The sequence below is a fragment of the Pseudoalteromonas sp. CST2 genome, assembly GCF_028599385.1.
Lineage (GTDB): Bacteria > Pseudomonadota > Gammaproteobacteria > Enterobacterales > Alteromonadaceae > Pseudoalteromonas > Pseudoalteromonas atlantica.
On the sequence record NZ_JAQREO010000002.1, the window covers coordinates 56397 to 83274 of the forward strand.

Genomic DNA, 26878 nt, shown 5'->3' on the forward strand with positions numbered 1-26878 from the left:
AAGCGCTTACATTTTTAGATTAGTGTTAATTGATACGAAGGTCAACCCTTTAATGTTGCTGGGTTACACGGCAATTTTTAATAACGACTTTTGTGTTAGGGCGTATTGATCTTTGATGGTTGAATTTGCAGCTGTATGTTTGGTTTTAGGCAAGGCAGAGCCTATGAAGTGTGGTTATTCCCCATAAATAGGCGATAACGCAGCATAAATGCCAAACATGCGTTGCCCTTCGGGTTCTTTCTAGGGACGATTAACTCTTTGTTGCTTGGTTTTAACTTAGCCCACTAGGTTACAAACCTCGCGCCGCGATTTAATCGCCCCTAGATTGAACAAATCTCAATCCGCAAAGAACAACACGCCCTAATTTATAATAATAAATTGCGGAGAGCCCATGGCCAGTTCAGCACCACTGACGACACACACACAGACGCAAAACTACCAAGATAAAAACTATGGTTTTGCATTAACATCTTTAACTACTTTATTTTTTATGTGGGGATTTATTACCTGCTTAAACGATATTTTAATCCCGCATTTAAAAGCGGTATTTAACTTAACTTATGTTCAGGCAATGCTGGTTCAGTTTTGTTTTTTTGGGGCTTATTTTTTAATGTCACTGCCAAGTGGCTATATAGTTAAAAAATTAGGGTATAAAAAAGGCATTGTAGTGGGGTTACTTATAGCGGCATGTGGTTGTGTGCTTTTTTACCCAGCCGCGGCACTACATAATTACCCGGTATTTTTGTTTGCTTTATTTGTTCTGGCAAGCGGTATTACCTTGTTACAGGTTTCTGCAAACCCTTATGTAAGTTTATTGGGCCCCCCTAAAACAGCGTCTTCTCGCCTTACCTTAACGCAAGCATTTAATGCGCTAGGCACGACGGTTGCCCCTACATTTGGTGCATTTTTGATTCTTGACTCTGCATCTGAAGCATTTTTAACGCCGGCACAAAATGCAGAATCGGTACAACTTCCTTATTTACTATTAGCAGGCATGCTTATTTTACTAGCCGGTATTTTTGCATGGCTTAAATTGCCAGACATAATGAATGAGCAAAAAGAAGCCGCTGAAAAGTCAGAGACAATTGAAGGTAGTGCATGGCAATACCGCCACCTAACACTCGGTGCTGTGGGTATATTTATGTATGTAGGTGCAGAGGTTGCGATTGGCAGTTTTTTAGTTAGCTTTTTAGCCCAAGAAAATATTGCTGGATTAAAAGAGCATGTTGCCGCTCACTACATCACATATTATTTTGGTGGAGCTATGGTGGGGCGTTTTATTGGTGCCGCGGTAATGCAAAAATTACCCGCTGGTAAAGTGCTTGGCTTTAACGCAAGTATGGCTATTATTTTGGTGGTTATTGCCATGAGCACGTCGGGTCAATTAGCAATGTGGTCAATACTACTGGTTGGTTTATTCAATTCTATTATGTTCCCAACTATTTTTAGTTTAGCGTTAAATGGCCTTGGTAAGCATACCGCGCAAGGCTCTGGTATTTTGTGCTTGGCGATTGTAGGGGGGGCAATAGTGCCACTTTTACAAGGTGCACTTGCTGATAGTGTGGGTGTTCAACTTTCGTATGTTTTACCTATTTTTTGTTACTTATTTATCGCGTTTTATGGTTTAAGCGGAAGCAAACCAGTTCAAGCTCAGGAGACTCTATAATGAAAACCCCTTTTTCACTTAATAAAATAGCACGTGCCTCATTAATTGCATCAGTAGGCATTTTAGCGGCTTGTTCAAATGACGCGACAACCACTCCGGAAGCTAATAATGCGTTGTCTAAAACAGAGAAAATTTGGCCAAAACTTAATATTGCCGTAAAGCAAGACCCAAAAATTGAAGCTAAAATAGCAGATTATTTAAAAACGATGACACTTGAGCAAAAAGTAGCTCAAATGATTCAACCAGAAATTCGTGATATTACCGTTGAAGACATGCGCAAATATGGCTTTGGCTCATACCTAAATGGGGGCGGTGCGTTTCCTAACGGTGATAAACACGCAACACCAATGGACTGGGTAAAATTGGCTGAAGATTTTTATCAGGCGTCGGTAGATGACTCTATTGATGGCAGTAAAATACCCACAATGTGGGGCACCGATGCGGTGCATGGTCACAATAATGTAATTGGCGCGACCTTATTTCCGCATAATATTGGTTTAGGTGCGGCAAACAACCCGGCATTGATTGAGCAAATAGCAGCTATCACTGCGGTTGAAGTAATGGCAACGGGTATTGATTGGGTATTTGCACCTACAGTGGCAGTTGTGCGCGATGACCGCTGGGGCAGAACCTATGAAGGTTATTCAGAAGACCCTCGCATTGTACGCGATTATTCAGCTGCCATTGTAAATGGTTTACAGGGCAAAGCCGAAGGCGACTTTTTAAGTGATAAACGTGTTATTAGCACCGTTAAGCACTTTTTAGGTGATGGCGGCACAGTCGATGGCGATGACCAAGGTAATAATATCGACAGTGAGCAAGATTTGTTTGATATACATGCCCAAGGTTATGTAGGCGGCTTATCGGCGGGAAGTCAGTCGGTTATGGCATCGTTTAATAGCTGGCATGGAGTTAAAAACCACGGCAACAAATACCTGTTAACCGATGTGCTTAAAACCCGCATGGGCTTTGATGGTTTTGTGGTAGGGGATTGGAACGGCCACGGTCAAATTGAAGGCTGTACAAACGAAAGCTGTGCACAGGCTGTTAACGCGGGGCTTGATATTTTTATGGTGCCAACGGGTGCTTGGAAGCCGCTGTACGAAAACACCATAGCGCAAGTCAAAGCTGGCGAAATCAGCATGTCGCGCATTGATGATGCAGTAAGTAGAATTTTACGCGTTAAATTGCGTGCCGGTTTATTTGATAAACCAAGCCCAGCTAAGCGTCAGTTTTCGGGTAAAACTGAGCTAATTGGTGCGCAGCAGCACCGCGAAGTTGCGCGTCAGGCAGTTCGTGAATCACTTGTTTTACTTAAAAACAAAAACAATATTTTGCCTCTTGAAGCAAACCAAACTGTACTTATTGCCGGCGATGGAGCCGATAATATAGGTAAACAGTCGGGTGGCTGGAGTATTACTTGGCAAGGGACAAATAACAAAAATGCTGATTTTCCTGGTGCCACGTCTATTTACGCAGGTCTTGAAAAACAAATTACGCAGGCGGGTGGTCGTGCCATTTTAAGTGTGGATGGCTCATATGAGCAGCGCCCAGATGTAGCTGTTGTGGTATTTGGTGAAGAGCCTTATGCAGAAGGCCATGGCGATAGAGATAACCTTGAATTTGAGCGTGGTAATAAAAAATCGCTCGCGTTATTAAAGTCGTTAAAAGAGCAGGGTATTGCGGTTGTATCAGTATTTATTTCGGGTCGCCCTATGTGGGTTAACAGTGAATTAAATGCCTCAGATGCATTTGTAGCAGCATGGTTGCCAGGTACAGAGGGCGGCGGTATTGCCGATGTTATTTTAAAAGCCAAAGATGGCAGTATTCAACATGACTTTAGCGGCAAGCTTTCGTTTTCATGGCCTAAAACAGCAGTACAAGCAACGGTTAATAAAGGCGATGACGATTACAGCCCATTATTACCGTACGGCTTTGGTTTAACTTATGGCGATAAAAATGTATTGGCTGATAATTTAGACGAAGACTCTAAATTAGATAACTCAGCACTCACTAGTATGGATATTTTAGTTGGCGCACCGGTTGCTCCGTGGCGTTTATTACTTAAATCTGGCGATGAGCTATTAGATGTATCAAGCAGTACTCATCAACTGGGTGCACTTAAATACCGTACTGAAGATAAAACAGTTCAAGAAGACGCGCGCCAATTTAATTTTAGTGGCGAGCAAAAGGCAAGTGCTGAAATAGTCACAAGCTTTGCAGAAGATACCATTACGTATTTAGAGGCTAATGGCGTTATTAGTTTTGATATTAAACTCAATGAGCCACTAACCGATGACGTAAACCTTGCTATGACTTGTTCAGGTGAGTGTGGTGGTGCGATTGCCTTGAGTAAAATGGTTGATCAATCAATCAAAAATATATGGCAGTCGGTGTCGGTAGACTTACGTTGTTTTGCCAACCAAGGCGTAGACTTTGCAAGCCTTACAAGCCCGTTTAGTTTACATGCAAGCAGTAAAACCTCAGTGTCGGTAGCAAACATTCAGTTTGTGCCTAATAAGGCAGACTCTGCTGGGCTTAAATGTCAGTAATCATTTTGTTTTAGTGTGTATGTCAAAGCCCTTCAATTGAAGGGCTTTTTTTATGTGCAAACCGGTTTGTTATTTATAAAAGGATTTTGTGCAGATTCATATATAACTTTGTCGCGTCCTGTGGTTTTAGCAATATACAAGCGCTTATCTGCCGCACTAAGTAGCGATTTAAAAGAGCTTGTTTGAGTATCGCTGCATGCCACTCCAGCGCTTATTCTTAAATAAATGGTGTTGCCGTAATAGCTAAAGGGCTTGTTTTTAATGTTTTTTCTGAGGGTGTTTGCAGCGCACTGTGCCTCATTTAAAGTGCAGTGGCTTAGTAAAATTGCAAACTCTTCGCCGCCAACACGTGCGGTAACTGCGCTGTTAGAAAAAAGCGCTGCAATATGCTGCGAAACCCATTTAATTGCCTCATCACCTGCATCGTGTCCGTATTCATCGTTAACGCGCTTAAAAAAGTCTATATCGACCATAATAATGCTAAGGGGATGCTCGGCATTATTTTTATTAAATAACGTATTGGCCACTGCATTTAAACCGCGCTTATTTAATAACTGGGTTAATGGGTCGCGATTAGCAAGGGAGTTGAGCGTATACTCTGTATTGGCAAAAACTAAAAAAGGCAGCAATAGGGCGGCGCTAGTGGCAAGTATTAAGTGTACAGCCAAAGTAAATTGCAAAACAGAGGCAGAATTAAAGTTGAGCGCAGTAAAAAACGGCAACAGTAATAAAACTCCCTGTATTAGCATAACGAGTGCGTGCATTAATAGGCAAAGCAATAGCATACGTTGCTGTAATTTTGCTATAAAGCGGGTACTTAAAACAATATACGAGGCATACAAAAATAACCCTGCCACAGTTAAACTAACCAATACTTGCTCTGCTGCGGTGTTGTAAACTACGAGCAAAAAAACCGCAGCCATGATGAGTAAATAGCTAACTTGCCTGCATATGCTTTTATTTAAAGGGCTGAGTGCTTTTAATCCCATAATTAAAAAAAGTGGGCAAGCAATAATAAATAGACTGGCAAAGTAATGGGTAATAAACGGCCATGCAATGATCACGCGTAAGCTTGCGCATAGTATGGCGAATGTAAAGGTGGTACAAGCTAGGCCAAAATATAAAAAACTAGTTTGTTTTTTATATTGATAAATAGAGATAAAATACAGCCCAATTATAAGGTTTAAAATAAAAGAAAGGCTTATAACGGTTGGTAAGTGCAGCATAGAAAGGTTCTTTTATTATAAAACGACTATTTTAATGGAGACTAGATACTAAAGCTTATATTAATTACAGTAACCTAGCTTAAAGTAGTATTTTTATAACCTTTAGTAGGTGTATCTATGCTGAATACACCTACTTTATTAAACTTCTTAGAGCCGAATCTATATCCGTAAAATGAAAACGGTAATTATGCGCTAACGCTTTTTTGGGTATTACATATTGCCCAGTAGTGAGCAAATCAGACATTTCACCCATTAACACTTTTAACACAGGGCTTGGCATGGTTAGGGCCGCAGGGCGTGACAATGCTTTACCTAAACTTTTGCTAAATACTTTATTGCTAACAGGGGTGGGTGCAGTAGCGTTAATTGGCCCGCAAAGCGACGTGTGTTTTATAATAAATAAAATCAGTTGAATCATGTCATCAATATGAATCCACGACATACCTTGCTCCCCATCTCCAATGGGGCCACCTGCAAAAAATTTAAACGCAGGAAGCATTTTACTTAAAGCGCCGCCGTTTTTGCTAAGTACAATTCCCGTGCGTAATAAACACACCCGTGTTTTATCACTTTGCGCTTTTAGTGCCGCATGCTCCCACTCTTTGCATAGCTGATGGCTAAATTCATCATTTACATCGTCGGTGTCTTCATCTACAGGAGTATCGCCTTGGCGGCCATAATAGCCAATGGCACTGCCAGATATAAATGTAGCAGGGGGCGTGCTGCAATTTAAAATAGCATCGCTGATTTGCGTGGTAAGGTTTATTCTGCTGTTTCTAATTGTTTGTTTTTGTGCTTGCGTCCAGCGTTTGTTGACGATAGGTTCGCCGGCTAAATTAATCACGGTATCAACATGGTTAAAATTAACCTCATCAACGCTGCTTACTACATCAATATTATGACCAAGCAATACATGGGCTTTGGTTTTATTTCGGCTCAGTACGGTTACTTTATGATGATGTAGCAAAAAAGGCGTTAAGTGTTTACCTATTAGGCCTGTAGCGCCTGTAAAAAAAATATGCATAAAAATCTTACCAATTTTAAGTGTACGATTTGTTTAAAATGTATACTATTTAAACTATCTTAATGCAAATTATTACGTTAACTAAAAAACAACGATCACTTTGTAAATATTTCATTTAATTAGTTTTTGCCTTACACTAAAGCGAATTTCATAAGAAAAGGATTGGCGCGTTGGCAAGTTTAACTGGCGTAAATAAAAGCTTAATAATATTTGCAGCCCTGGTGGTTGTATTAGCCGGTATTAAGGCCGCAAGTGTTATTATTATTCCCTTTATTTTGGCGGCGTTTATTGCCATTGTATGCAACCCGCTGATCACATTTTTTGGTCGCTACCGGATCCCTAAAGGGGTTTCTGTTGTTATTGTGGTGCTTATCATTGTGGGCTTAGGTGTTAGCTTAGGCGGCCTTGTAGGACAATCAGTTAACGACTTTTCTCAGCAACTTCCTGAATATAAAGCCCAATTACAAGAAGAGTTTGTGTGGCTGGTCGATCTTGCATCGCAATACAATATCTTAATCGATAGAGATCAAATTCTTTCTATGTTTGACCCAGGTAAAATGGTCGATGTAGCCACGAATATGCTTACCGGCTTAGGTGGCGTAATGGCAAACATGTTTTTAATAATTTTAACTGTGGTGTTTATGCTTTTTGAAGGGCCTGCATTAAGCAAAAAAATTCATATGGCACTTGCCGACCCAGATAGAAAAATGGAGCAAATTGACCGCTTTTTGGTTTCTATTAATTCGTATTTAGCAATTAAAACATTAGTGAGTTTAGCCACCGGTATTATTGCAGCATTTTATTTATGGATTTTAGATGTTGACTACTTTGTGCTGTGGGGCGTGTTGGCCTTTATGTTTAATTATATTCCTAATATAGGTTCTATTATTGCCGCAGTACCAGCTGTATTGTTAGCACTGATCACACAAGGACCATTAACAGCCGGGCTTGTAGGTGCAGGGTATTTAATTATTAATACGGTAATGGGTAACATTGTAGAGCCTAAATTTATGGGTAAAGGGCTTGGGCTTTCTACCTTGGTGGTGTTTTTGTCGTTAATATTTTGGGGTTGGTTATTAGGCACTGTAGGCATGTTGCTATCGGTACCGCTTACCATGATTGTTAAAATAGCCCTAGAGGCAAGTGATGAAGGGCGTTGGGTTGCCACGCTACTTGGTACTGGTGAGTCGATAGACGATAAATAATATCAATTGGTTTTAATAGCTTAAATTGCGTATTTGATTAAATAATTGATACAAAAAAAGCGATTAATACACAGTATTAATCGCTTTTTTTATAGGGGTTAATCCCCGTTTAAAGTGGCTTTTTAAGCACTTGAGTAAACTGTTCAATAAGTGCAAGTTCACATAATTTGTAATCAATAGCGGCTTGGCTGGCATTTGGCAGTTTTAATATGTAGCGCCATTGGCAGCTTGCTTCAATATACTTTTGGTGGTTGTCGACGCTGCGCTTAAACAACATGAGTATTTGCGTATTTCCGCTTTGCTCTTCTAATTTAGTGAGTTCATATTTACGTTTTTGAACCCAAGTACCCTGATTGTACTTAGCCTGATTTATTTGAGTGTCTAAACACTGCGTATAGCGTTTAGTTTGGCTTGGCGTTGCGTTTTGCTCAAGCGTACACTGTGCTTGCGCACTGACATTAGCACTTAGTGCTAATAGGCTCGCAAGTGTGATTAAAAGGCTATTTTTTATCATTGTAATTAAACTCTAAAATAAATTGTGCGCCGCCCAAGGTGTCCGACTTATTAATCGTTAAGTGACCGTTATAAGATTTGACCAAGTCCGAGACTATCGCCATACCAACACCGTGGCCGCTTTCGTAAGTATCAAGGCGGGTACCACGGGTTAATAAAGACTCGCGTTTATCCTCGGGTACACCGGGTCCATCGTCACTAATGCCTATGCACAGTGTTTTACTTTGAATGACCTGTATTTCTACTTGCGAGCGACACGCTTTACAGGCGTTATCAATTAAATTACCCAGTAACTCCATTAAATCTGTTTGGTCACCTAAAAAGTAATCTTTATCGGTCACGGTACAATTAAATATAATGTCTTTATCGCGGTATACCTTGGCCATTGCACTTAAAATAGAATCAACCACAGGTTTAACTGGGGTTTGTTTTTTCCATGTATCTGAGGCGCCAGTAGCTGCACGCTTTAACTGATGCTCGATCATCACATTTATTCTATCAAGTTGCTCTTGGGCATCGGCATCATTAGCAAGCGGGCTTGATTTTAATACCGCAAGGGGCGTTTTTAATGCATGTGCTAGGTCACTTAAAGAGGCTCTGTAGCGCTCTTTTTGACGTTGCTGCGACTCTAGTAATAAGTTTAGGTCTGATTTAATTGTTTGCAGCTCTACAGGGTATAAGCCTTTAATTTCTTGAATATCGCCCGACTCAATGGCTTTTATTTCTTTATCAAGACGTTGTAACGGCCGGCCGCTCCAAATAAATCCAATTGCCATTAAACCGGCAATCGCAATACCCATTATAAACATCCAATCGACTAGGGTTTGTTTAAAGCCATCCATTAACCTTAGCAATGCATCGTTTCGTTTGAGTAATATAAAACGTGCCTGCTCAGATTGGTCAATATTATTTAAAATGACCGTTAGGCTTAATTGCCAGTAAACTGCATTGTTGTAAACCACACGTCTAAAGTCGGCCGCACCTGCTTTAGGCTCTATGTACTCGGGTTTAAAGTTTACATTTACTGCCGACTCTGAGTGCCACACAGGTACATCATCGCGGTAAATCATGGCGTAGGTATCTGAATTTAAGTTATTTAGCTCAGGCGTTAAAATTGTGCTGGGCATAATAATGCCGCGCTCAGTAAAGTCGACTTCAGAAATAAGGGAGTATAAGTGGGCTTCTAGATTTTTTTCGGTGGTTTCGACTAATGAGGCGTAATACGCTTTACCAATCGAGTAAAATAAAATAGGCAGTGCCACCAATAAAACAAAGACAAGGATAAATCCTTGCCTTATTTTAAGCGATATTTGCGATGCTACCACTGACTTTTAAGCCTGTAACCACGCCCACGTAGTGTTTCTACTGGGTTTAATGTGCCTTCAGGGTCTAATTTTTTACGCAGACGAAGTACAAATACTTCGATAACGTTAGAATCAAGATCGAAATCTTGGTCGTAAATGTGCTCAGTAAGTTCTGATTTAGAAATTACTTTTTGCGGGTTAACCATTAAATACTCAAGTACTTTGTACTCATAAGCCGTAAGGCTAAGTTCTTTGTCGTTAACCCAAACTTGTTGTGAGCGAGTATGAATTTTAATTGGACCCGCTGTCATTTCAGGGTTTGCTTTACCAGCACTGCGGCGAATAAGTGCGTTACAACGCGCAATTAATTCTTCAACATGAAACGGCTTGGTTAAGTAGTCGTCGGCACCTGCATCTAGGCCTTCAACTTTGTCTTGCCAGCGGTCGCGCGCCGTTAAGATTAAAATAGGGATCGTCACGCCTTGTGCACGTGCTTTATTGATTAGCTCAATACCGTCAATTTTTGGTAAGCCTAAATCAACCACCGCCATATCTAGCGGGTATTCTGTAATATGGAATAGGCCAGCTTCGCCATCGTGACATAAATCAACACTGTAACGTTCTTTCTCTAAAGCATTACGTAGGTTGTCTGCTAAGTGTAAATCATCTTCTATAACTAAAATTCGCATTTGCTAATCCTTTTTCACTTCGCCGGTTTTTTTATTTATATGTAAATCAACGACGTGGCCGTCAGATTTGAGTATACGTACAGTATAAAATTTTGCTTGTTCTGTAATTTTTAAGGTTTTACCGTCAGTTTCTTCTTTTGCAAGTATTACGGCTTTCTTTTTGCTGATCTCAGTTTTTTTAACTGCTTTGGTAACAGTCGAACTTGCGTGTACGGCGCCACTGACGCTAATACAGGCAATTAAACCAAGGGTTAATAATACACGCATGACGGGAACTCCTAGATCAAACCCAGCTATTCTAATTAACTAAGCTACTAAAACTCAAGTAAAAACGTCCAATATGCGCTTTTACGTTCGCCAGCTTAATTAATTAGCAGTGAACCAACCCTGAATTAAATAACGTTTTAAATTCAGGGTGTTCGTTACGCTGGTAATACTTTTTTATATGGTTTTACAACGGTGTTTGCGTAAACGCCGGCTGCAACGTATGGATCAGAGGCTGCCCATTCACGTGCTTTTTCAAGTGAATCAAATTCGGCAATGACTAATGAGCCTGTAAATCCAGCATCTTGCGGGTCTTCACTGTCGATTGCTGGCAGTGGGCCGGCAACAAGTAAACGGTTTTGAGAGTCAAGTTCGCTTAAACGTGCTAAGTGGGCGGGGCGGGCTTCTTTTCTAAGCGGTAAGCTGTTTTCAACGTCGGTTGAATAAATCATGTACAACATAGTAATTCTCAAAAAAATGTTAAGTTTAATAACGCAAATACTAGCACAACGTTGATAGTTGGTGAACAAATTACCGTTAAAGCTAGGTTTACAGTTATTAATTATTTTTAGTGTGTAATTGCTTGAAAAGCGCGGCACAACACTGGTAGAGTCGCTTGAATAACTTAAAAATAACAAGGTTAATACATGAGCAATAATAGAGAGCATTTTAGCTCCCGTCTTGGCTTTATACTGGCTGCAGCAGGTTCGGCAGTGGGTATTGGCAACTTAGTAGGTTTTCCTGTGTCGGCAACTAAAAATGGTGGTGGTGCATTTTTACTTGTATACGCTTTGTTTGTTGCTTTTATTTGTTTACCGGTAATGATGGCTGAAATGGCCATGGGTCGTAACGCGCAAAAAGATCCACTTGGTTCGTATAAAGCGCTGGCAAATAACGACAAAAAATGGAAGTTTGCAGGCTTTTTGGCTGTATTAACGCCGTTTATGATTGCCGTATTTTACATGGTTATTACCGTGTGGATTTTTGGTTACTTAAGCCAAACCGCCATGGGTAATTTAGATGCATTGGCAGATCCTAGCCATTTTGGCAGCTTTATAAATAGCTACACTGTTTTTGGCTACATGGCTGTGGTCGTTATTATTGTTAACCTTATTTTATTGGGTGGGGTTAAACAAGGCATAGAAAAAGCCGCTAAGTTTTTAATGCCGGCTTTATTTGTTATGTTGCTTGCCCTTGTAGCGTATGTATTAACGCTTGATAACGCCATGGCTGGTGTTAAATATTATGTTATTCCTGATTTTTCTAAAATGAGCGCCAGCGTGCTCAATGGTGCACTAAGCCAAGCGTTTTTCTCATTATCGCTAGGTATGGGTATTTTAATGACGTACGCCTCTTACATATCTAAAAAAGATGACATTGTTGGCAGTGCTAAAATGGTAGCTATTACCGACTCATTAGTGGCATTTGTTGCCGGTTTAATGGTGTTACCGGCAATATTTAGTTTTGATCCAAATACCGACCCAGCCGCGCTTTCTGACTCGTCTGTATCGATGATATTTGTATACTTACCTAAAATTTTATTAGCACTACAAAATGATATTGGTTACTTTGGCGCGTCTGCAGTAGCGTTTTCGTTCTTTTTATTAGTGTTTTTTGCAGCGATTACTTCGCTTGTATCAATTGTAGAAGTACCTACAGCGACCCTTAGCGACCGCAAAGGGATCAGCCGTAAAAAAGCCTTAGGTATTTTAACGCTAGCCACCGGTGTGCTAACTATATTATGTACTATGTCGTTTGGTATGGTTGATAGCCTAACGTCGTTTACTAGTTACGGCAGCGGTAATAAAAGCTTTTTTGATATTGTTTATGATGTATTTTACGACACTATATTGCCACTGAATGGTTTAATGGTGTGTTTATTTGTTATGTACCGCTGGAAAAAAGCGCGCCTAACAGATGAGCTAAGCCAAGGCTCACCTAATTACGCCGGTAGCTTTATGGAGAAATACGTTAACTTTTCGCTTTCTACGTTTATTCCGGTTATTTTATTAGCCATATTTATAAACACAGTAGCGACTAAGTTTTTTGCCTTTAAGTTATTTGGTTTTTAGGCTAAAAAAGTTTTCAAAAGCCGCGTATTAACGCGGCTTTTTTGTGTTTAAAATAGCGGCTTAGCTTGTTAGCTTATAGCTCCTGAGTCTAATGAACTGCCTATCCCCAGTGTAAACATCCATAATCCCCATAAGCTATGCTCAATTACACACACTATGGTTGAGCGGCTTTGCGCGTAAGTAAACGAAAATAATAACCCGCCTAAAAATGCTAAGCCTACAGCCACCCAATTGGCATACACAATATGGGCAAGGGCAAACACCGTTGCGCTTACCACTATACGCACTCTTTTTTTGGGCATAATGCGTTTATAGCGATGAAAAAAGTAGGTCCTGAAAATTAGCTCTTGTGGTAATACCGACAGCAGCGGGTATAGAAGCAGTAAAAGTAACCAGTTATAAAATGAGTGCAGCGGCATACTAAACCAGTTTTCTTGATGAATAATGCCGTAAAACACGCCTGAAAAAAGCGCACCTAAAAAAAAGAAACTAAATAAACGGCGCTTTACCGCAGAAAACTGCCCCAGGCTTGTAAGTCTAAATCGCTTAAAGTGAGGGTCGTTCAGTAATAACATGCAGCACACACTCATTAAAACAATCAGTGCAGGTATTAGCCAGTTTGCTAGGTAGCTACGAAGGGTAAAGCCTATTAAAGGCAATAAAACAAATATTAGGGTAAATTCAAACCAGCGGTATTGATTGGCGTTCAAGGTCGTCTCTGATTGATTTTTTTTACACGCTATCAAGCAAAGACGACATTTTTATGACGAAGGTGTTTTACTTTGCGGGTTCTTCTTCATCAGGGAAGTATTTATACAAAGCAAAAATAGTGATCAAAATACTCACAAAAGTAATGGCCATTAAACCAAACACTTTAAAGTTAACCCAAAAATCGAGTGAGAAATTATACGCAATGTAAATATTCAGTACTGCAATACCTGCGGTAATGGCAACCCACATTAAGTTAAGCTTATTCCACACCGGCTCAGGTACTTCAATCGCCTGTTTAGAGTCGTTGGCGTTTTCGAGAATTGAGCTAAGGGCTTTTTTAACAAGATTTTTATTCAGTACGTAACGGCTAATTAATAAGGTAAGGCTTAAGCCGGCATAAATTAACGTGGCTTTCCATTTTATATACTGCTCATCGTGGAGTACTAAGGTTAATGTGCCAAACACCGCTGCAATAGCAAAAAATAGCCATTGGCGGGCAGGTACATGGCCGTGCTTAAAGTAGCTATACGCAACTTGAATAAGCGTAGTGACCATTAAAAGGCCTGTTGCCCAGTAAATATCAACTAATTTAAATACCGCAAAAAATAATATTAGCGGGATGTATTCAATCAATGCGTGCATATACTACCTAAATTATACAAAAAGAAGTCAGGGAAGTTTTTACCACATAACACTAGGCAACTACAAGGTTGACTTGTTGCCCTGTAAGCCTTAGCCTGCGTGGCTTTAATTATCCATCATCATATTCCCACGCTTAACCAACACTGATTAAGTGTGCATTTAGGAGCCTACAATGAACAAAGCACAACTTGTTGCCCAAATAGCAAAACGCAGTGAACTAACAAAAAAAGACACACAAGCAGCCCTTACTAGCTTACAAAAAGTAATTACTAAATCGTTATCTGAAGGCGACCAAGTGCAAATTAATGGATTTGGTACATTCGCTTTAAGCTTCTACCCAGCGCGCACTGGGCGTAACCCGCAAACAGGCGAAAGCATTGAAATAGAAGGCGCTAACAAACCCGTATTTAAACCTGCCAAAGCATTAAAAGATCTCCTTTAAGTAGCAACTTGCATTGACCGGTACCAGTGATCAGTACCAGCGACTAGTTCCTGCAACCAATACTTGTTAATAGCCTGGTTACCTTTTTAGATTTAGTTAGCGCTATTAATCATAAAATTATAGTTCGGCGCACCCCGCTAATAGGGTGCGTCTACAAAATAAATACCCAACTTTTAGTTTAATGCCTAACGACTTCATCTTATAAGCAAAGCTTGTGTGCTGGTTTTTAATACGCACTTTAAATTAAGCTATGTAGATTGTTCAAACCCTCTAAATGATTTACATAGCTTTGACAGCTTTAATTTATATTATCCATTATTTTCAATAGGTTAAATTTGGCATCGGTTATGCTTTTATTAGGGTGATTGAAACATTTTATTAAACGCAATAAGGAGATCTCTATGTCTACATTACAAACAAGCACTCGTTTACAAGGTAAAAAAATTGCTATTTTAGCTACCGATGGCTTTGAGCAAAGTGAGCTATTATCTCCACGTGATGCTTTACTTAATGCCGGCGCCGATATCGATATTGTGTCGGTAAAAGAGGGTGAAATCACCGGCTGGGATGAAGATAAATGGGGCGACAAAGTAAGCGTAGATAAACTTGTTACAAATGCCAGTGCCAGCGATTACGATGCGCTTATGCTGCCAGGTGGCTTATTTAACCCTGATACGTTACGCCAAGATAAGCACGCAAAAGCGTTTATAGACGGTTTTTTTGGCGCCGAGAAAAACAAACCCGTTGCAGCTATTTGCCATGCCCCTTGGTTACTTGCCGAAATTAATAAATTACGCGACCGTACCGTTACATCATTCACGAGTATTAAAAGTGATTTAATCAATGCTGGTGCAAACTGGGTTGATGAAGAGGTGAGTGTAGACCAAGGTTTAGTAACAAGCCGCAGTCCTGCAGATTTAGAAGCATTTAATGCAAAATTTATTGAAGAAATTTTAGAAGGTAAGCATCAAGCTCACTAAGTGTAGAGCTTAATAAAAAAGGGCATTTTAAATGCCCTTTTTTAATGCGTAAATTTTAAGCTTTTACAGTGCGGTGGCCGCTTTCATATCAGCTACAAACGCTTTTAACTGCGTTGTCATCGCGTCTAAATCATTAAGGTTGGCTTCAATAATTTTAACAACAGCTGAGCCTGAAATAGCACCAGCTGCACCGGCATTTAGGGCGGCTTTTACATCATCGGGAGTAGAAATACCAAAGCCTAATAAAGCAGGGGCTGCATGGTATTCTTTTAATTTAGTTACTATGTTACCCGCTGGCATTTGCGCTTTAGTATCGGTGCCGGTAACACCCGCACGCGATAATAAATACGTGTAGCCACGGCCGTAAGATGCACATTGGCGCAGAGTATCGTCATCGGCATTGGGTGTGGCAATAAATATTGGGTCTACACCGTTTGCCATGGCTGCTTTTCTAAACATTTTAGACTCATGCAGTGGTACATCAGCAACTAAAATAGAGTCTACGCCCGCCGCTTTAGCATCTTTATAAAATGTTTCTAAACCGCGTTTAAACACAAGGTTAGAATACAATAATAAGCCAATTGGAATATCTGCATTGTAATCGCGTATTTCTTTAATAATATCAAAGCAATCTTGCGTGTTAATGTTTACATCGAGAGCACGAATATTCGCCGCTTGAATAACGGGGCCATCAGCGATTGGGTCCGAAAACGGAATACCTAGCTCCAGTGCATCCGCGCCGCCGTCAATTAAGCTTTTAATAATGGCAATACTTTGCTCTTTACCTGGGTCGCCAATGGTAACAAATGGTACAAATGCACCTTGTTTTTGCTCATTAAGTGCAGCAAAGGTTTTACCGTAACGATCTGTATTTAACTGGCTCATAGTTGACCTCCTTGTGATAAAACACTGTGTACGTGGGTTAAATCTTTATCGCCACGGCCACTTAAGTTAACCACCAAAATGCTTTCTTCTGTTTGCTCTTCGGCGTATTTAAGCGCATAAGCAAGGGCATGGCTTGATTCAAGAGCTGGAATAATGCCTTCGTTTTTAGCAAGTGCTTGGAACGCGTCAAGGGCTTCTGTATCGGTAATACCCACATATTGAGCACGGCCTGTTTCGTGTAAAAACGCGTGCTGTGGTCCAACTGCTGGGTAATCAAGACCGGCAGATACTGAGTATGACTCTTCAATTTGGCCATCGTCGTTTTGCATAATGTACGTATAGGTACCGTGCAATATACCTTTAGTACCTTTACAAATTGTAGCGCCGTGCTCGTGGGTATCTAGGCCCTTACCTGCAGGCTCTACACCAATAAGTTTTACACTTGGCTCGTCAATAAAGTCAGTAAACATACCAATGGCATTAGAGCCACCGCCAACACAGGCTAGTACGGCATCTGGTAGGCGTCCTTCTGCTTTTAGTACTTGTTGTTTAGCTTCTTCACCAATGATTTTTTGATACTCTCGTACAATTGTTGGGAATGGGTGAGGACCCGCTGCGGTACCAAGTAAGTAGTGAGCGTCTTGGTAGTTTGCAGACCAGTCGCGGAGCGCTTCGTTTACCGCATCTTTTAATGTGCCAGAGCCGGCTGTTACCGGAATAACCTCTGCGCCCATTAATTTCATTCTAAATACGTTAGGCTGTTGGCGCTCAACGTCTTTAGCTCCCATATAAATGCGGCATTTTAAGCCAAGTAATGCACAGGCTAGGGCTGTTGCCACGCCGTGTTGGCCCGCTCCAGTTTCGGCAATAACTTCTTTTTTACCCATACGTTTAGTTAGCAACGCTTGACCAAGTACTTGGTTAGTTTTGTGTGCGCCACCGTGCAGTAAATCTTCACGTTTTAGGTAAAGTTTAACTTTAGGGTTTTTAATTAAATTACGCGTTAATGTAAGCGGCGTAGGGCGACCGGCATACTCGTTTAATAATTTTGTAAACTCAGCCTCAAACTCAGGGTCTTTTTGTGCTTTGTTAAATTCGTTCTCTAACTGCTTAAGCGCAGGGACAAGTAGCTCAGGTACAAACATACCGCCAAACTCGCCAAAATAAGCTGGATTTTGCATTATAACCTCAATAATTTCTGATGCTTGTAAAAGCATTTTGTAATTTGATAGGGCACTTTTTACCCGCAGATTCTTCAACGCCTGAATTTAAATCAAGGCCTAGGGCACCTTGAGAAAGCGCGTCTTTTATATTGTCTGGATTTAAGCCACCCGCTAGCATAAAGGGGGTTGTTGCGTCGCGCAGTACTGCCCAATCAAATGCTTTACCTGTACCACCGGCTTGTGTATCGCTGTGGGTATCATAAAGATGGCGGTCTACGCCCGTAGCTGGGGTTGGCAATGTATCTTTAATTGCCTGTGCTTTCCAAATTTCACAACCTTTAGGTAACTGTGTACGTAATGCGGCAATGTAATCGTCACTTTCTTGACCGTGTAATTGTACTGCGGCAAGTTTTAGTTCGTGCGCGTATTGTACCACTTGCTGCGGGCTTGCATTAACAAAAACACCGACAAATTTAAGTGGCGCACTTTGGCTCAGCTCAATCGCACAATCTAAATCAACATAACGAGGCGATTTAGGGTAAAAAATGAGTCCACCGTACACTGCGCCGTTGTTGTAAGCGGCCTGTACGTCTTGTGCTCGGGTTAAACCGCACACTTTGTTATCACCTAAAATCACTTTTTTGCAGGCTTGTTCTAAATCGCGCTCAGCCATTAAAGAACTGCCAATTAAAAAGCCATCACATAATGGCGCTAAACGTTTAACATCTTGATGAGTGTAAATGCCCGACTCTGAAATAACTACTTTATCTTGTGGGATGAGTTTACGTAGCTTTTCGGTGGTTGCTAAATCAGTGCTTAAATCGCGAAGGTCACGGTTATTAATACCAATAATTTGCGCATCAAGTGCAAGGGCACGGTGCACTTCTTCTTCGTTACTTACTTCGGTTAATACCGACATGTTAAGCGAGTCGGCAACTGCATGTAGCGCTTTATATTGTTCATCATCAAGCACTGAAAGCATTAGTAATATAGCATCGCCGCCATAAATACGTGCCATGTAAACTTGGTACTCATCAATAAAAAAGTCTTTACAAATAAGTGGTTGCTCTACTTGGCTACGTACAAACTCTAAATAATCAAAACTACCTTGAAAGTATTTAGTATCTGTAAGTACGCTCATGCAGCTGGCGTATTTTTTATAAACAGAGGTGATCTCGGTTAAATCAAACGGCTCTCTTATTAGCCCTTTTGAAGGAGATGCTTTTTTACATTCTAAAATAAACTGCGTACCCGGCTTTGCTAACGCTTTATAAAAGCTGCGGCTGGTTGGCACTGCTAGGTGTTTAAAGCTCTCTAGTGGGCGCGCGGCTTTACGCTCTATTAGCTCTTGTTTTTTATCAGCAACAATTTTGTCTAATACATTAGCCATGACTTACCTCAATAATTGCATTTAATGTGTTCATGGCTTTGCCTGAACTTAGTAATGTTTGTACCTGTTGTGCGCCTTCTTTTAATGACTGTACTTTACCGCTTAGGTATAAAAGTGCAGCCACATTGACCACGATTGCAGCATTGTGCGCATCACTGCCTTTACCTTGTAAAATAGCAAGGCTCGCATTTGCGTTGTATTGTGGGCCTTCACCGGCTAGTTGTTCAAGTGAATAGTTTGCAAGGTCAAAGTCGCTTGGGTTTAATGTGTACTGCGTTATTTCGCCATTGTTTAGCTCAACTACGTTAGTTGGGCCGTGCAGGGCTATTTCATCAGTGCCAGAACCATGCACTATCATCGCGCGCTTAGTGCCTAATGTTTTAAGTGTTTGCGCCATTGGCATACATAAAGACTCATCGTAAACACCCAGTAATTGCACGTGTGGTGCAGCAGGGTTAGCAAGCGGGCCTAAAATATTAAAAATGGTACGTGTTTTAAGCGCAGTACGTACGCCCATTGCGTGGCGTACACCACTGTGATAATGCGGTGCAAACAAAAAGGTAAAATGGGTTTGTTCAAGGCACTGTGCAGCCTGTGCTGGACTCATATCAATATTAATGCCCAGTGCTTTTAATAAATCAGCAGAGCCCGAATTACTCGATACACTGCGATTACCATGTTTTACCATATTAATACCCGCGGCAGCTGCAACAATAGCCGCGGTAGTACTAATATTAATCGTGTTTGAGCCATCGCCCCCGGTGCCGCAGCTATCGGCAAGTTGCGTGCTAGCGGTTGTAAAGGCAACGGCGTTTTCTCGCATTGACGCTGCAGCGCCGGCAATTTCATCGCTTACTTCGCCTTTTATTTTAAGGCTGATTAGCAATGCAGTGAGCTCTATTTCGCTCATGTTACCTTGCATTATTTGGTTAAATAATGCGTTTGATTGGGCATAGTTTAACGACTTGCCTTGAATAAGTTGCTCAATAGCGTATTGAACATTTATGGTCTCTTGTGCTTGGGTACTCATAATGTCCTCTATTAGTTGGTGCGCGTTAAGTACGCAACACTTTGTTGAAGTAGCATTGCACCATTTGGCGTAAGTATTGACTCAGGATGAAATTGATAACCTAACGCTTTATCGTCGTGGTGATATATGGCCATAGGAATATCGTCAAATTGTGCAATTACCTCAATATTTTCAGGTACCTTGGTTGCCATTAATGAATGGTAACGGGCTACGGGCATGGTGTTGCCCATTCCTTCAAACACCGGATGCGGGTTTAAATTAATGATTGATGACTTACCATGTACGGTTTCGCCAGCGTGGCCGATTACTCCGCCATAACTTTGTGTAAGTGCTTGTTGCCCTAGACAAATGCCCAGCATGGGGAAGTGGCCTTTAGCCAGTTCGATTAATTCCATTAAGCAACCTGCATCACTGGGTGCACCAGGTCCTGGCGAAAGCACTAATAATACTTGCCCAGGCTCTTGACGCATTTTATTAAAAATAACCTCTGCACGTATGTTATTTCTGTATACCACAAGCTCACAGCCCAGCATGGTTAGTTCATCAACAAGGTTGTAGCTAAACGAATCAAAGTTATCTAAAAAATATATTTTCATTGGGTTTGCTGTGCTCATTTTATACCGCCTCATAAGTCGATTTTATGGCGGTGATCACCGCTTGGGCTTTAGCGCGGGTTTCGTTAGCTTCGGCTTGCGGATCAGAATCGTAAACGACACCGGCACCTGCTTGCACATACGCGGTATTATTTTTAACAAACGCTGAGCGAATAACAATGCAGCTATCCATTGCACCATCGCCTGTTAAATAGCCCACTGCGCCACCGTAGCTGCCACGGCGTTTGCCTTCGATTTGGCGTACAAGTTCGGCGGCACGTACTTTAGGAGCGCCTACCAGCGTGCCCATGTTCATACACGCTTGGTAGGCGTGTAGTGCATCAAGCTCAGGCTTTAATGTGCCCACCACGCGAGAAACCAAGTGCATTACTTGCGAGTAGCGGTCTACTTTTAATAGCTCTTTTGCATGGCGCGTGCCGGCTACACTAATGCGTGCCACATCGTTACGAGCTAAATCAACGAGCATTAAATGCTCTGCACGCTCTTTTTGATCGTTTCTTAGTTCAAGCTCTATACGGCTGTCTAAATCTGGGTTGATTGCGCCATTGGCAAATTTTCCACGTGGGCGAGTACCGGCAATAGGGTAAACTTCAACTTGTTTGCTTTGCACTTCGTATTTAAGCGCAGACTCAGGTGAGGCGCCAAATAAAGCAAATTCTTCATCGCGCATATAAAACATATAAGGGCTTGGATTTTGCTTTTTAAGCTGGCTATATGCGTGCAATGAATCAGGGCAGGGCAGTGAAAACGTGCGCGAAGGCACAACCTGAAAAATATCACCATCAACGATGTTCTTTTTAAGCTTAACCACTTGCTCGCAGTAAGTTTCATCGCTTATATCAACACTTACATCGCAGGTACCTGTTTGCATAGGCGCACTAAACTCTTCTGCTTTGTCGCATAAGGCATTTAATCGTTCTAGCTCTTTACCTACTTCAAAACAATTAGCGTGTACGTCTGGGCCATTAAACACATTACCAATAAGCTCGGTAGTTTGTTTTTGATGATCGATAACCACTAAGGTTTCGGCTAAGTAAAATACGTAGTCTGGGCAGGTGTTTTCGCCATCGGGTACGTCGCTTAGCTGCTCAAAATTAGCGACCATGTCGTAGGCAAATACACCGCCTAAAAATACCGAAAACGGGTTTTCGGTGGTGCTTTTGATACTGTTTATACAGGTGCGTAGTGCGCTAAATGCATTATCGGCAACCAGTTTACTTGCCTCGTCAATGTCATTAGAGCCGCCTTTATAAACAAGGGTTAGGCTTGTGTCGGTTAAGGTTGCATCGCAGCTTTGCACATTGGCTCTTAAGTACGGCAGTAACTGTTTACCGTTATTAGATTGAGCACTTACCGTGACGGTTTTACCTTGGCAAACAATGCGCAGCGCGCAGTCAACTAAAATTAAGCTTTTAACACTGTCTTTAGAATCAATTTCGGCTGATTCAAGCAGTAGCGAATTAGGCTTATCAAGTGCTGCATAAAGTGCAAGTGGGCTACTAATGTAGTCGCGCACTTGCGTTATGCTAGTAACTTCGCCTGGTGTGGTAGTTATATGACTAAAAATCAAACCTCATTCCCTCAAAAAATAAAACCCCGCAATGCTTTTGCAATGCGGGGTTTGAATAACGATATCTAAATTACAAACAGATCATTACCGTCCCGCTATATCAGGCGCCACCACCAACGATGTGTAAGAGTAAGACCGTTATTCATGTTTTTTTGCCTCAAAATAAAAAATTAAATACGTAAAATTTAGTTATAAAAAAACCCGCATAGTTGCGGGTTTTGAATATTTGCTAGACACGACAATTCATCACCCAAAAATTATGAGTGCCACCACCAAATAGTGTGTTGAATTGAATTGATCATTTTTATTAATTCTTAATGTGTCTTAAAGTGGCTACAGTAAAACGTATTTAGCGCTTTTGTGTCAAGTGTTTATTTAAAACAATTTAGTCAAAAAAGTTGTTATACTTATATAAACATCTATTACCCTTAAATTTAAGCAGTTTTCTTTTGATAAAATACGATTTACACAGCCATACAACGCATTCAGACGGACATTTAACAGTTGAGCAATTATTAAACCGCGCCGTAGAAAAAAACATTGATGTGTTTGCGATAACCGATCACGACACTGTGGCTGCTATTACGCCGGCAAAAGCGTTTATCGAAACAGAAAACTTACCGCTTAAGCTTATATCTGGCGTAGAAATTTCTACCAAGTGGGAAAGCTTTGAAATACATATTGTTGGGCTAAATATTGATATAAATAACAATGCCCTTACATCATTGTTATCGGCGCAGCAGCAAAAGCGTGACGAACGCGCTATTGAAATAGGCAAAAGGCTGGCAAAAAACGGTTTTGATGGCATTTACGAGCAAGCCAAGGCGCTGGCAGAAAACGCCCAAATAACCCGTGCTCATTTTGCGCGTGCATTGATTGAAAGAGGCGTAGCTAAAAATTTTCCTGGGGTATTTAAAAAATACTTAGGGCGCAGCAAAACAGGTTATGTTCCAAGCAATTGGTGTGATATGCAAACAGCTATTAGCGCCATTCATGCTGCGGGCGGGGTTGCAGTACTTGCACACCCAGGGCGTTATCAAATGTCTAATAAATGGTTACGTAAGCTACTTGTGCAATACAAAAGTGACGGGGGCGATGCCATGGAAGTTGCGCAGCCGCAACAAGCGCCTACTGAACGCCAATTTTTAGGGCAATTGAGCCAAGAGTACGGTTTACTGTGCTCGCAAGGTTCTGACTTTCATTTTCCAACTAGTTATTTAGAGCTAGGTAAAAACTTATACTTACCCAAAGACTGCCAAGGGGTTTGGCAAGTGTGGGAAGGGCAAGAAGGAGCATTATCATGAGTCAATTAATTCATATTCACCCAGCAAACCCACAGCCACGACTTATTAGCCAAGCGGTTGATATTATTAAACAGGGCGGGGTTGTTGTATACCCAACAGATTCGGGCTACGCAATAGGGTGTAACCTAGGTAATAAGCAAGCAAAAGAGCGCATTGAGCGTATTCGTGGAATAGAAAAACACCATAACTTTACGCTGGTATGCCGTGATTTATCTGAGCTGGCAACTTATGCCCGTGTAGATAACCAAATGTTTAGGCTTATTAAAAATAATACGCCAGGGCCATACACCTTTATTTTTAAAGGCACAAAAGAGGTGCCAAAGCGGTTATTAAACGATAAGAAAAAAACCATTGGTATGCGCGTTATAGAGCATCCAATTGCATGTGCATTACTTGCAGAGCTTGGGGAGCCGTTAATGTCGTGTTCGTTAATTTTACCTGGAGAAGAGTTTACAGAATCAGATCCAGATGAAATTTTAACGCGTTTAGATAAACACGTAGATTTAATTATTGACGGCGGACACCTTGCAGAGCAAGCAACCACGGTTATTGACCTATCAGAAGATGATATTCACATTTTGCGTGTAGGATGTGGCGATACCAGCCCGTTTGAGTAACCTTTGTGAGTGATACAACACAGGGCGAAAAAAAGACTCAAAGTGAGCCAGTGCAGCAAAAGCTGCCACTGGCTTTTTTGCATGGCAAAGCCGTTGTAGATAAACCTGAAGATTTATACATTCCGCCCGATGCACTTGAAATTATTTTGGAAACCTTTGAAGGACCGCTTGATTTACTGCTGTATTTAATAAAAAAGCACAAGTTAGATGTGCTCGAACTCTCTATTTTTAGCATTACTGAGCAATATGTCAGTTATGTAGAAATGATGAATGAGTTTCAGTTAGAACTTGCCGGTGAGTACTTAGTAATGGCAGCGTTATTGGCGCAAATAAAATCGCGTCTGTTATTGCCTGTGCACGAGGAGCTCGAAGAAGAGGAAGACCCCCGCGCAGAACTGATCAAGCGTTTACAAGAATACGAGCAGTTTAAAAAAGCAGCCGAAAATATAGATGCCATCCCCCGTGTAGGCCGTGATATTTTTGTTGCACATGCAACTATGCCGGTTATTGAAAATACCGCTCAAAACCTGCCAGAGCTTGAGTTAAAAGATTTAATGTTAGCACTGAGCGACGTGATGGCGCGCGCCAAAACATTTGAGCATCACCAAGTGACCGCAGAAATCCTCTCTACCCGTGAACGGATGAGCCAAATTTTAGCCCAGCTGAGTAACGCAAAAAAAGCGCTGCCGTTTAGCGATTTATTCACCCTTAGTGAAGGGAGAAGCGGTGTAGTGGTTAGCTTTATTGCTATGCTTGAGCTTATAAAAGAAGGCTTAATTAGCTGTTTGCAAGTCTCACCTGATAGCCTAATTTACATAAACCTTACCGACACACCAAATAGCTAATTAGTAAAACTGTAGCTCAAGTTGTATGTGCGTATATGCACAGATGTTGTTTGTATACGCTATTTTAGTTTTTCTTCACCCTCTATATTCTTAAATTATTGAATTTAGAGGAACCCACATGTTTAAAAATACGCCCACATCTTATGGCCTTATTGGCATTATTTTACACTGGTTGATGGCTTTTACCGTGTTTGGTTTATTTGGCTTGGGCTTATACATGGTTGAGCTAACCTATTACGATAGCTGGTATAAAGGCTCACTGGATTTACATAAAAGTATAGGTATAACGCTCGCCGCAGTGCTTATTTTTAGAATTTTGTGGCGCGTATCCAGCCCGAAACCTCGCCTCCTTAGTCAAAATAAAACAGTAAACCACATTGCACATACAGCGCATATTGTTATGTACCTAATTTTAGCAGTCATTGTGGTGGCGGGTTATTTGCTTTCTACCGCTGATGGCAGAGCAATCGCCGTTTTTTCGATATTTAATGTACCAGCTCTGGATTATAACTTTGATGGACAAGCCGATATTGCCGGAAAAATTCATTACTACGGTGCGTGTACATTAATTGGCTTGGCTGTTTTGCATGCACTGGGGGCATTAAAGCACCACTTTATTGATAAAGATAAAACCTTAACGAGAATGATCAAACCAAAGGAATACTAACATGAAAAAACGACTAGTAACTGCAGCTCTATCGGGTGTAATGATGTTATCGGCTACTGCAAATGCAGCAAATTATGTAATTGATACGCAAGGGGCGCATGCATTTGTTACCTTTAAAATTAAGCATTTAGGCTACAGCTGGCTGCACGGGCGATTTAACCGTTTTGATGGCAGCTTCAGTTACGACGCTAAAGCGCAAACAGGGTCTAATATTTTAGTAAATATAGATACAGCAAGTTTAGACTCTAACCATGCTGAGCGTGATAAACACTTACGCGGTAAAGACTTTTTAAATGTGGATAAATACCCAACAGCAACATTTAAAAGCACCAATGTGAAATTTACCGATGATGATACAGCCACAGTAACGGGTGACTTTACTTTACATGGCGTAACTAAACGCATTACGTTTAAAATGGATAAAGTAGGTGAAGGGCAAGACCCTTGGGGTGGCTACCGTGCTGGTTTTGAGGGCGAAACCAGTTTAAAACTGTCCGATTACGGCATTGATTATAATTTAGGCTCGGCGTCTACCCATGTTGATATTGGGCTGTCTATTGAAGGTGTACGCAAATAATAAAGCGTAGATTAAATTAAAACGCCACTTTAGTTAGTGGCGTTTTTGTTTTTTGTAGCGTGAATTCTTGATTCTAATAAGGGTTTTAAATGTGGGGGCAACCAGCGTAACATTACTTGGTGGTATTGCTCGGTTTGCTTAATTTTTTTTAATTGCTCATCTAATAGTTGAATATTTTTAGCACCTTGCTCATTTTTAGTGCAGCCAATATAACCATAACTTAACGGTGGCGCTTCAACTATCGCTCGCTGAGTTAGGTTTTCTTCAAAGTACATAGATTTAGCTAAGTAATGGTGCTCACTTGGGTAACCTAATAAAATATCTAAGCGCTTTAAATTAAGCATATAGGTAAGGCTGGCTAAACTATTTCGCGTTGGGCGAATAACAATATCAACATCGGCGGTGTTATTTATTACATTGTCGAGTTGCTCGCCGTATGAGCGGTTCATAGATACACCTAACGTGAGCTTTTTTTCTGCTAGTAAATCCTGCAACGACACCGGCTCTGAGTTAGGCACTTCTAGTGAATGCGCCAAACCTTTATGCATAGCAATGGAAGGTGAAAGGCCCGTGGTTGAGCTTTGCTCGCTAAAGTGAATAAACTTTTCTCTAAATGCATTTTTATAAAGTGATAGGGCACAATGTGTGGCTGATTTATTGGCTAGTTCTTGCGTTACTTTGCCAGAGGGGATAACAAGGCGATTAAACGTGATGTGCTCAAGTTGTTGCTCGAGTAAGGTTATAACGCTTTCATCACGCCCTTGGTGTTGGTATTTTCCATTTAAAATGTAATAGGGCGCAAAGTCGTGCGTTAGCCAGTTAATCGTGTGGGCGTAACTGACTGAAGAAATGCTTAAATATAAGGTGATACACAAAAATGCACGGAGCATTACTACAACTACCTAAAACAATGAAAGTATCGCTAT

27 protein-coding genes are annotated in these 26878 nt (G+C 41.1%); 11 read left to right on the forward strand and 16 right to left on the reverse strand.

The genetic code is table 11. The features are described 5' to 3' along the window. The first annotated feature begins 391 nt into the window (after window positions 1–391). Window positions 392–1666, forward strand: coding sequence for a sugar MFS transporter (locus PSH41_RS02930; RefSeq protein WP_273588362.1), 1275 nt, complete (start codon window positions 392–394; stop codon window positions 1664–1666). Beyond that, window positions 1666–4218 (forward strand): glycoside hydrolase family 3 protein, encoded by a 2553-nt coding sequence (locus PSH41_RS02935; RefSeq protein ID WP_273588361.1) that lies wholly within the window; start codon window positions 1666–1668, stop codon window positions 4216–4218. Before PSH41_RS02930 ends, PSH41_RS02935 begins: the two co-directional genes overlap by 1 nt. 50 nt (window positions 4219–4268) lie before the next feature. Here the strand turns inward: PSH41_RS02935 and PSH41_RS02940 are convergent, their stop codons facing one another. Both PSH41_RS02940 and PSH41_RS02945 read right to left on the reverse strand, forming a co-directional pair. Further along, window positions 4269–5141, reverse strand: coding sequence for a GGDEF domain-containing protein (locus PSH41_RS02940; RefSeq protein WP_273588360.1), 873 nt, complete (start codon window positions 5139–5141; stop codon window positions 4269–4271). Window positions 5142–5574: 433 nt separating this feature from the next. Continuing rightward, a complete protein-coding gene (locus tag PSH41_RS02945; RefSeq protein WP_273588359.1) occupies window positions 5575–6468 on the reverse strand; it encodes a TIGR01777 family oxidoreductase in 894 nt (297 codons plus the stop codon). Between the two features lie 170 nt (window positions 6469–6638). Here PSH41_RS02945 and PSH41_RS02950 point away from each other — a divergent pair, with 170 nt between their 5' ends. Further along, a complete protein-coding gene (locus tag PSH41_RS02950) occupies window positions 6639–7673 on the forward strand; it encodes an AI-2E family transporter (protein ID WP_024033443.1) in 1035 nt (344 codons plus the stop codon). Between the two features lie 109 nt (window positions 7674–7782). On the opposite strand, the gene PSH41_RS02955 is transcribed toward PSH41_RS02950, so the two are convergent. The 5 genes from PSH41_RS02955 to PSH41_RS02975 form a co-directional block, all read right to left on the reverse strand. Continuing rightward, a complete protein-coding gene (locus tag PSH41_RS02955; protein ID WP_029772701.1) occupies window positions 7783–8187 on the reverse strand; it encodes a hypothetical protein in 405 nt (134 codons plus the stop codon). Next, window positions 8174–9511: an ATP-binding protein gene (locus tag PSH41_RS02960; protein ID WP_004586805.1), complete on the reverse strand. Its 1338-nt coding sequence runs from the start codon at window positions 9509–9511 to the stop codon at window positions 8174–8176. The genes PSH41_RS02955 and PSH41_RS02960 overlap by 14 nt, the downstream gene beginning before the upstream one ends. Then, window positions 9505–10179, reverse strand: coding sequence for a response regulator transcription factor (locus tag PSH41_RS02965; protein WP_004586804.1), 675 nt, complete (start codon window positions 10177–10179; stop codon window positions 9505–9507). Before PSH41_RS02965 ends, PSH41_RS02960 begins: the two co-directional genes overlap by 7 nt. Window positions 10180–10182: 3 nt before the next feature. After that, window positions 10183–10446 (reverse strand): PepSY domain-containing protein, encoded by a 264-nt coding sequence (locus PSH41_RS02970; protein WP_024033445.1) that lies wholly within the window; start codon window positions 10444–10446, stop codon window positions 10183–10185. Window positions 10447–10601: 155 nt separating this feature from the next. After that, window positions 10602–10904 carry a YciI family protein gene (locus PSH41_RS02975; RefSeq protein ID WP_004586802.1) on the reverse strand — a complete coding sequence of 101 codons (303 nt, stop codon included), beginning with the start codon at window positions 10902–10904 and terminating at the stop codon, window positions 10602–10604. A gap of 186 nt (window positions 10905–11090) precedes the next feature. On the opposite strand from PSH41_RS02975, the gene PSH41_RS02980 reads away from it, so the two are divergent. Continuing rightward, on the forward strand, window positions 11091–12515 hold the full coding sequence (locus PSH41_RS02980; protein ID WP_054982639.1) for a sodium-dependent transporter: 1425 nt from the start codon (window positions 11091–11093) through the stop codon (window positions 12513–12515). A gap of 68 nt (window positions 12516–12583) precedes the next feature. Here PSH41_RS02980 and PSH41_RS02985 read toward each other — a convergent pair whose 3' ends face one another. Then, window positions 12584–13225: a CPBP family intramembrane glutamic endopeptidase gene (locus tag PSH41_RS02985; RefSeq protein ID WP_024033448.1), complete on the reverse strand. Its 642-nt coding sequence runs from the start codon at window positions 13223–13225 to the stop codon at window positions 12584–12586. A gap of 67 nt (window positions 13226–13292) precedes the next feature. Next, complete coding sequence (locus tag PSH41_RS02990) at window positions 13293–13868, reverse strand: inner membrane-spanning protein YciB (RefSeq protein WP_004586799.1); 576 nt, start codon at window positions 13866–13868, stop codon at window positions 13293–13295. Window positions 13869–14040: 172 nt separating this feature from the next. Between PSH41_RS02990 and PSH41_RS02995 the strand changes: the two genes are divergently transcribed. Both PSH41_RS02995 and PSH41_RS03000 read left to right on the forward strand, forming a co-directional pair. Further along, window positions 14041–14310 carry an HU family DNA-binding protein gene (locus tag PSH41_RS02995; protein WP_273588358.1) on the forward strand — a complete coding sequence of 90 codons (270 nt, stop codon included), beginning with the start codon at window positions 14041–14043 and terminating at the stop codon, window positions 14308–14310. Between the two features lie 401 nt (window positions 14311–14711). Then, on the forward strand, window positions 14712–15290 hold the full coding sequence (locus PSH41_RS03000) for a type 1 glutamine amidotransferase domain-containing protein (protein ID WP_273588357.1): 579 nt from the start codon (window positions 14712–14714) through the stop codon (window positions 15288–15290). A 63-nt stretch (window positions 15291–15353) separates the two neighbouring features. Here the strand turns inward: PSH41_RS03000 and trpA are convergent, their stop codons facing one another. From trpA to PSH41_RS03030, 6 genes are read right to left on the reverse strand one after another with little or no spacing between them, the layout of a single operon-like run. After that, on the reverse strand, window positions 15354–16175 hold the full coding sequence (gene trpA / locus PSH41_RS03005; protein WP_004586796.1) for a tryptophan synthase subunit alpha: 822 nt from the start codon (window positions 16173–16175) through the stop codon (window positions 15354–15356). After that, the gene (gene trpB, locus PSH41_RS03010; protein WP_054982687.1) at window positions 16172–17356 is read right to left on the reverse strand and encodes a tryptophan synthase subunit beta; all 1185 of its coding nucleotides are present in this window, start codon (window positions 17354–17356) and stop codon (window positions 16172–16174) included. Before trpB ends, trpA begins: the two co-directional genes overlap by 4 nt. Window positions 17357–17363: 7 nt before the next feature. Further along, a complete protein-coding gene (gene trpCF / locus PSH41_RS03015; RefSeq protein WP_054982637.1) occupies window positions 17364–18728 on the reverse strand; it encodes a bifunctional indole-3-glycerol-phosphate synthase TrpC/phosphoribosylanthranilate isomerase TrpF in 1365 nt (454 codons plus the stop codon). Beyond that, window positions 18721–19758 (reverse strand): anthranilate phosphoribosyltransferase, encoded by a 1038-nt coding sequence (gene trpD, locus PSH41_RS03020; RefSeq protein ID WP_248442123.1) that lies wholly within the window; start codon window positions 19756–19758, stop codon window positions 18721–18723. Before trpD ends, trpCF begins: the two co-directional genes overlap by 8 nt. Window positions 19759–19769: 11 nt before the next feature. Continuing rightward, window positions 19770–20372, reverse strand: coding sequence for an aminodeoxychorismate/anthranilate synthase component II (locus tag PSH41_RS03025; protein WP_054982635.1), 603 nt, complete (start codon window positions 20370–20372; stop codon window positions 19770–19772). A 1-nt stretch (window position 20373) separates the two neighbouring features. Next, window positions 20374–21942, reverse strand: a complete 1569-nt coding sequence (locus PSH41_RS03030; protein ID WP_273588356.1) for an anthranilate synthase component 1 — start codon at window positions 21940–21942, stop codon at window positions 20374–20376. Window positions 21943–22391: 449 nt separating this feature from the next. Here PSH41_RS03030 and rnm point away from each other — a divergent pair, with 449 nt between their 5' ends. The 5 genes from rnm (at window position 22392) to PSH41_RS03055 (ending at window position 25952) form a co-directional block, all read left to right on the forward strand. Beyond that, the gene (gene rnm / locus PSH41_RS03035) at window positions 22392–23246 is read left to right on the forward strand and encodes an RNase RNM (protein WP_004586790.1); all 855 of its coding nucleotides are present in this window, start codon (window positions 22392–22394) and stop codon (window positions 23244–23246) included. Further along, window positions 23243–23863 carry an L-threonylcarbamoyladenylate synthase gene (locus PSH41_RS03040; protein WP_004586789.1) on the forward strand — a complete coding sequence of 207 codons (621 nt, stop codon included), beginning with the start codon at window positions 23243–23245 and terminating at the stop codon, window positions 23861–23863. Before rnm ends, PSH41_RS03040 begins: the two co-directional genes overlap by 4 nt. Before the next feature lie 5 nt (window positions 23864–23868). Next, window positions 23869–24708 (forward strand): segregation and condensation protein A, encoded by an 840-nt coding sequence (locus PSH41_RS03045; RefSeq protein ID WP_273588355.1) that lies wholly within the window; start codon window positions 23869–23871, stop codon window positions 24706–24708. A gap of 118 nt (window positions 24709–24826) precedes the next feature. Further along, window positions 24827–25375 (forward strand): cytochrome b, encoded by a 549-nt coding sequence (locus PSH41_RS03050; RefSeq protein ID WP_273588354.1) that lies wholly within the window; start codon window positions 24827–24829, stop codon window positions 25373–25375. Window position 25376: 1 nt separating this feature from the next. Continuing rightward, window positions 25377–25952 (forward strand): YceI family protein, encoded by a 576-nt coding sequence (locus PSH41_RS03055; RefSeq protein WP_273588353.1) that lies wholly within the window; start codon window positions 25377–25379, stop codon window positions 25950–25952. Window positions 25953–25981: 29 nt separating this feature from the next. Here the strand turns inward: PSH41_RS03055 and PSH41_RS03060 are convergent, their stop codons facing one another. Next, window positions 25982–26842, reverse strand: a complete 861-nt coding sequence (locus tag PSH41_RS03060) for a transporter substrate-binding domain-containing protein (protein ID WP_273588352.1) — start codon at window positions 26840–26842, stop codon at window positions 25982–25984. Between the last annotated feature and the right edge of the window lie 36 nt (window positions 26843–26878).

What these genes read in the sequence shown, in the direction of transcription:
- PSH41_RS02995 (WP_273588358.1), top strand. Translation starts at nt 14,041, where the DNA reads ATGAACAAAGCACAACTTGTTGCCCAAATAGCAAAACGCAGTGAACTA.
- PSH41_RS03060 (WP_273588352.1), bottom strand. Translation starts at nt 26,842, where the DNA reads ATGCTCCGTGCATTTTTGTGTATCACCTTATATTTAAGCATTTCTTCA.
- PSH41_RS03040 (WP_004586789.1), top strand. Translation starts at nt 23,243, where the DNA reads ATGAGTCAATTAATTCATATTCACCCAGCAAACCCACAGCCACGACTT.
- PSH41_RS02955 (WP_029772701.1), bottom strand. Translation starts at nt 8,187, where the DNA reads ATGATAAAAAATAGCCTTTTAATCACACTTGCGAGCCTATTAGCACTA.
- trpA (WP_004586796.1), bottom strand. Translation starts at nt 16,175, where the DNA reads ATGAGCCAGTTAAATACAGATCGTTACGGTAAAACCTTTGCTGCACTT.
- PSH41_RS03000 (WP_273588357.1), top strand. Translation starts at nt 14,712, where the DNA reads ATGTCTACATTACAAACAAGCACTCGTTTACAAGGTAAAAAAATTGCT.
- PSH41_RS02975 (WP_004586802.1), bottom strand. Translation starts at nt 10,904, where the DNA reads ATGTTGTACATGATTTATTCAACCGACGTTGAAAACAGCTTACCGCTT.
- PSH41_RS03025 (WP_054982635.1), bottom strand. Translation starts at nt 20,372, where the DNA reads ATGAGCACAGCAAACCCAATGAAAATATATTTTTTAGATAACTTTGAT.
- trpB (WP_054982687.1), bottom strand. Translation starts at nt 17,356, where the DNA reads ATGCAAAATCCAGCTTATTTTGGCGAGTTTGGCGGTATGTTTGTACCT.
- PSH41_RS02965 (WP_004586804.1), bottom strand. Translation starts at nt 10,179, where the DNA reads ATGCGAATTTTAGTTATAGAAGATGATTTACACTTAGCAGACAACCTA.
- PSH41_RS02980 (WP_054982639.1), top strand. Translation starts at nt 11,091, where the DNA reads ATGAGCAATAATAGAGAGCATTTTAGCTCCCGTCTTGGCTTTATACTG.
- PSH41_RS02940 (WP_273588360.1), bottom strand. Translation starts at nt 5,141, where the DNA reads ATGGCTGCGGTTTTTTTGCTCGTAGTTTACAACACCGCAGCAGAGCAA.
- PSH41_RS03050 (WP_273588354.1), top strand. Translation starts at nt 24,827, where the DNA reads ATGTTTAAAAATACGCCCACATCTTATGGCCTTATTGGCATTATTTTA.
- PSH41_RS02990 (WP_004586799.1), bottom strand. Translation starts at nt 13,868, where the DNA reads ATGCACGCATTGATTGAATACATCCCGCTAATATTATTTTTTGCGGTA.
- PSH41_RS03055 (WP_273588353.1), top strand. Translation starts at nt 25,377, where the DNA reads ATGAAAAAACGACTAGTAACTGCAGCTCTATCGGGTGTAATGATGTTA.
- PSH41_RS02935 (WP_273588361.1), top strand. Translation starts at nt 1,666, where the DNA reads ATGAAAACCCCTTTTTCACTTAATAAAATAGCACGTGCCTCATTAATT.
- PSH41_RS02970 (WP_024033445.1), bottom strand. Translation starts at nt 10,446, where the DNA reads ATGCGTGTATTATTAACCCTTGGTTTAATTGCCTGTATTAGCGTCAGT.
- PSH41_RS02930 (WP_273588362.1), top strand. Translation starts at nt 392, where the DNA reads ATGGCCAGTTCAGCACCACTGACGACACACACACAGACGCAAAACTAC.
- PSH41_RS02945 (WP_273588359.1), bottom strand. Translation starts at nt 6,468, where the DNA reads ATGCATATTTTTTTTACAGGCGCTACAGGCCTAATAGGTAAACACTTA.
- trpCF (WP_054982637.1), bottom strand. Translation starts at nt 18,728, where the DNA reads ATGGCTAATGTATTAGACAAAATTGTTGCTGATAAAAAACAAGAGCTA.
- trpD (WP_248442123.1), bottom strand. Translation starts at nt 19,758, where the DNA reads ATGAGTACCCAAGCACAAGAGACCATAAATGTTCAATACGCTATTGAG.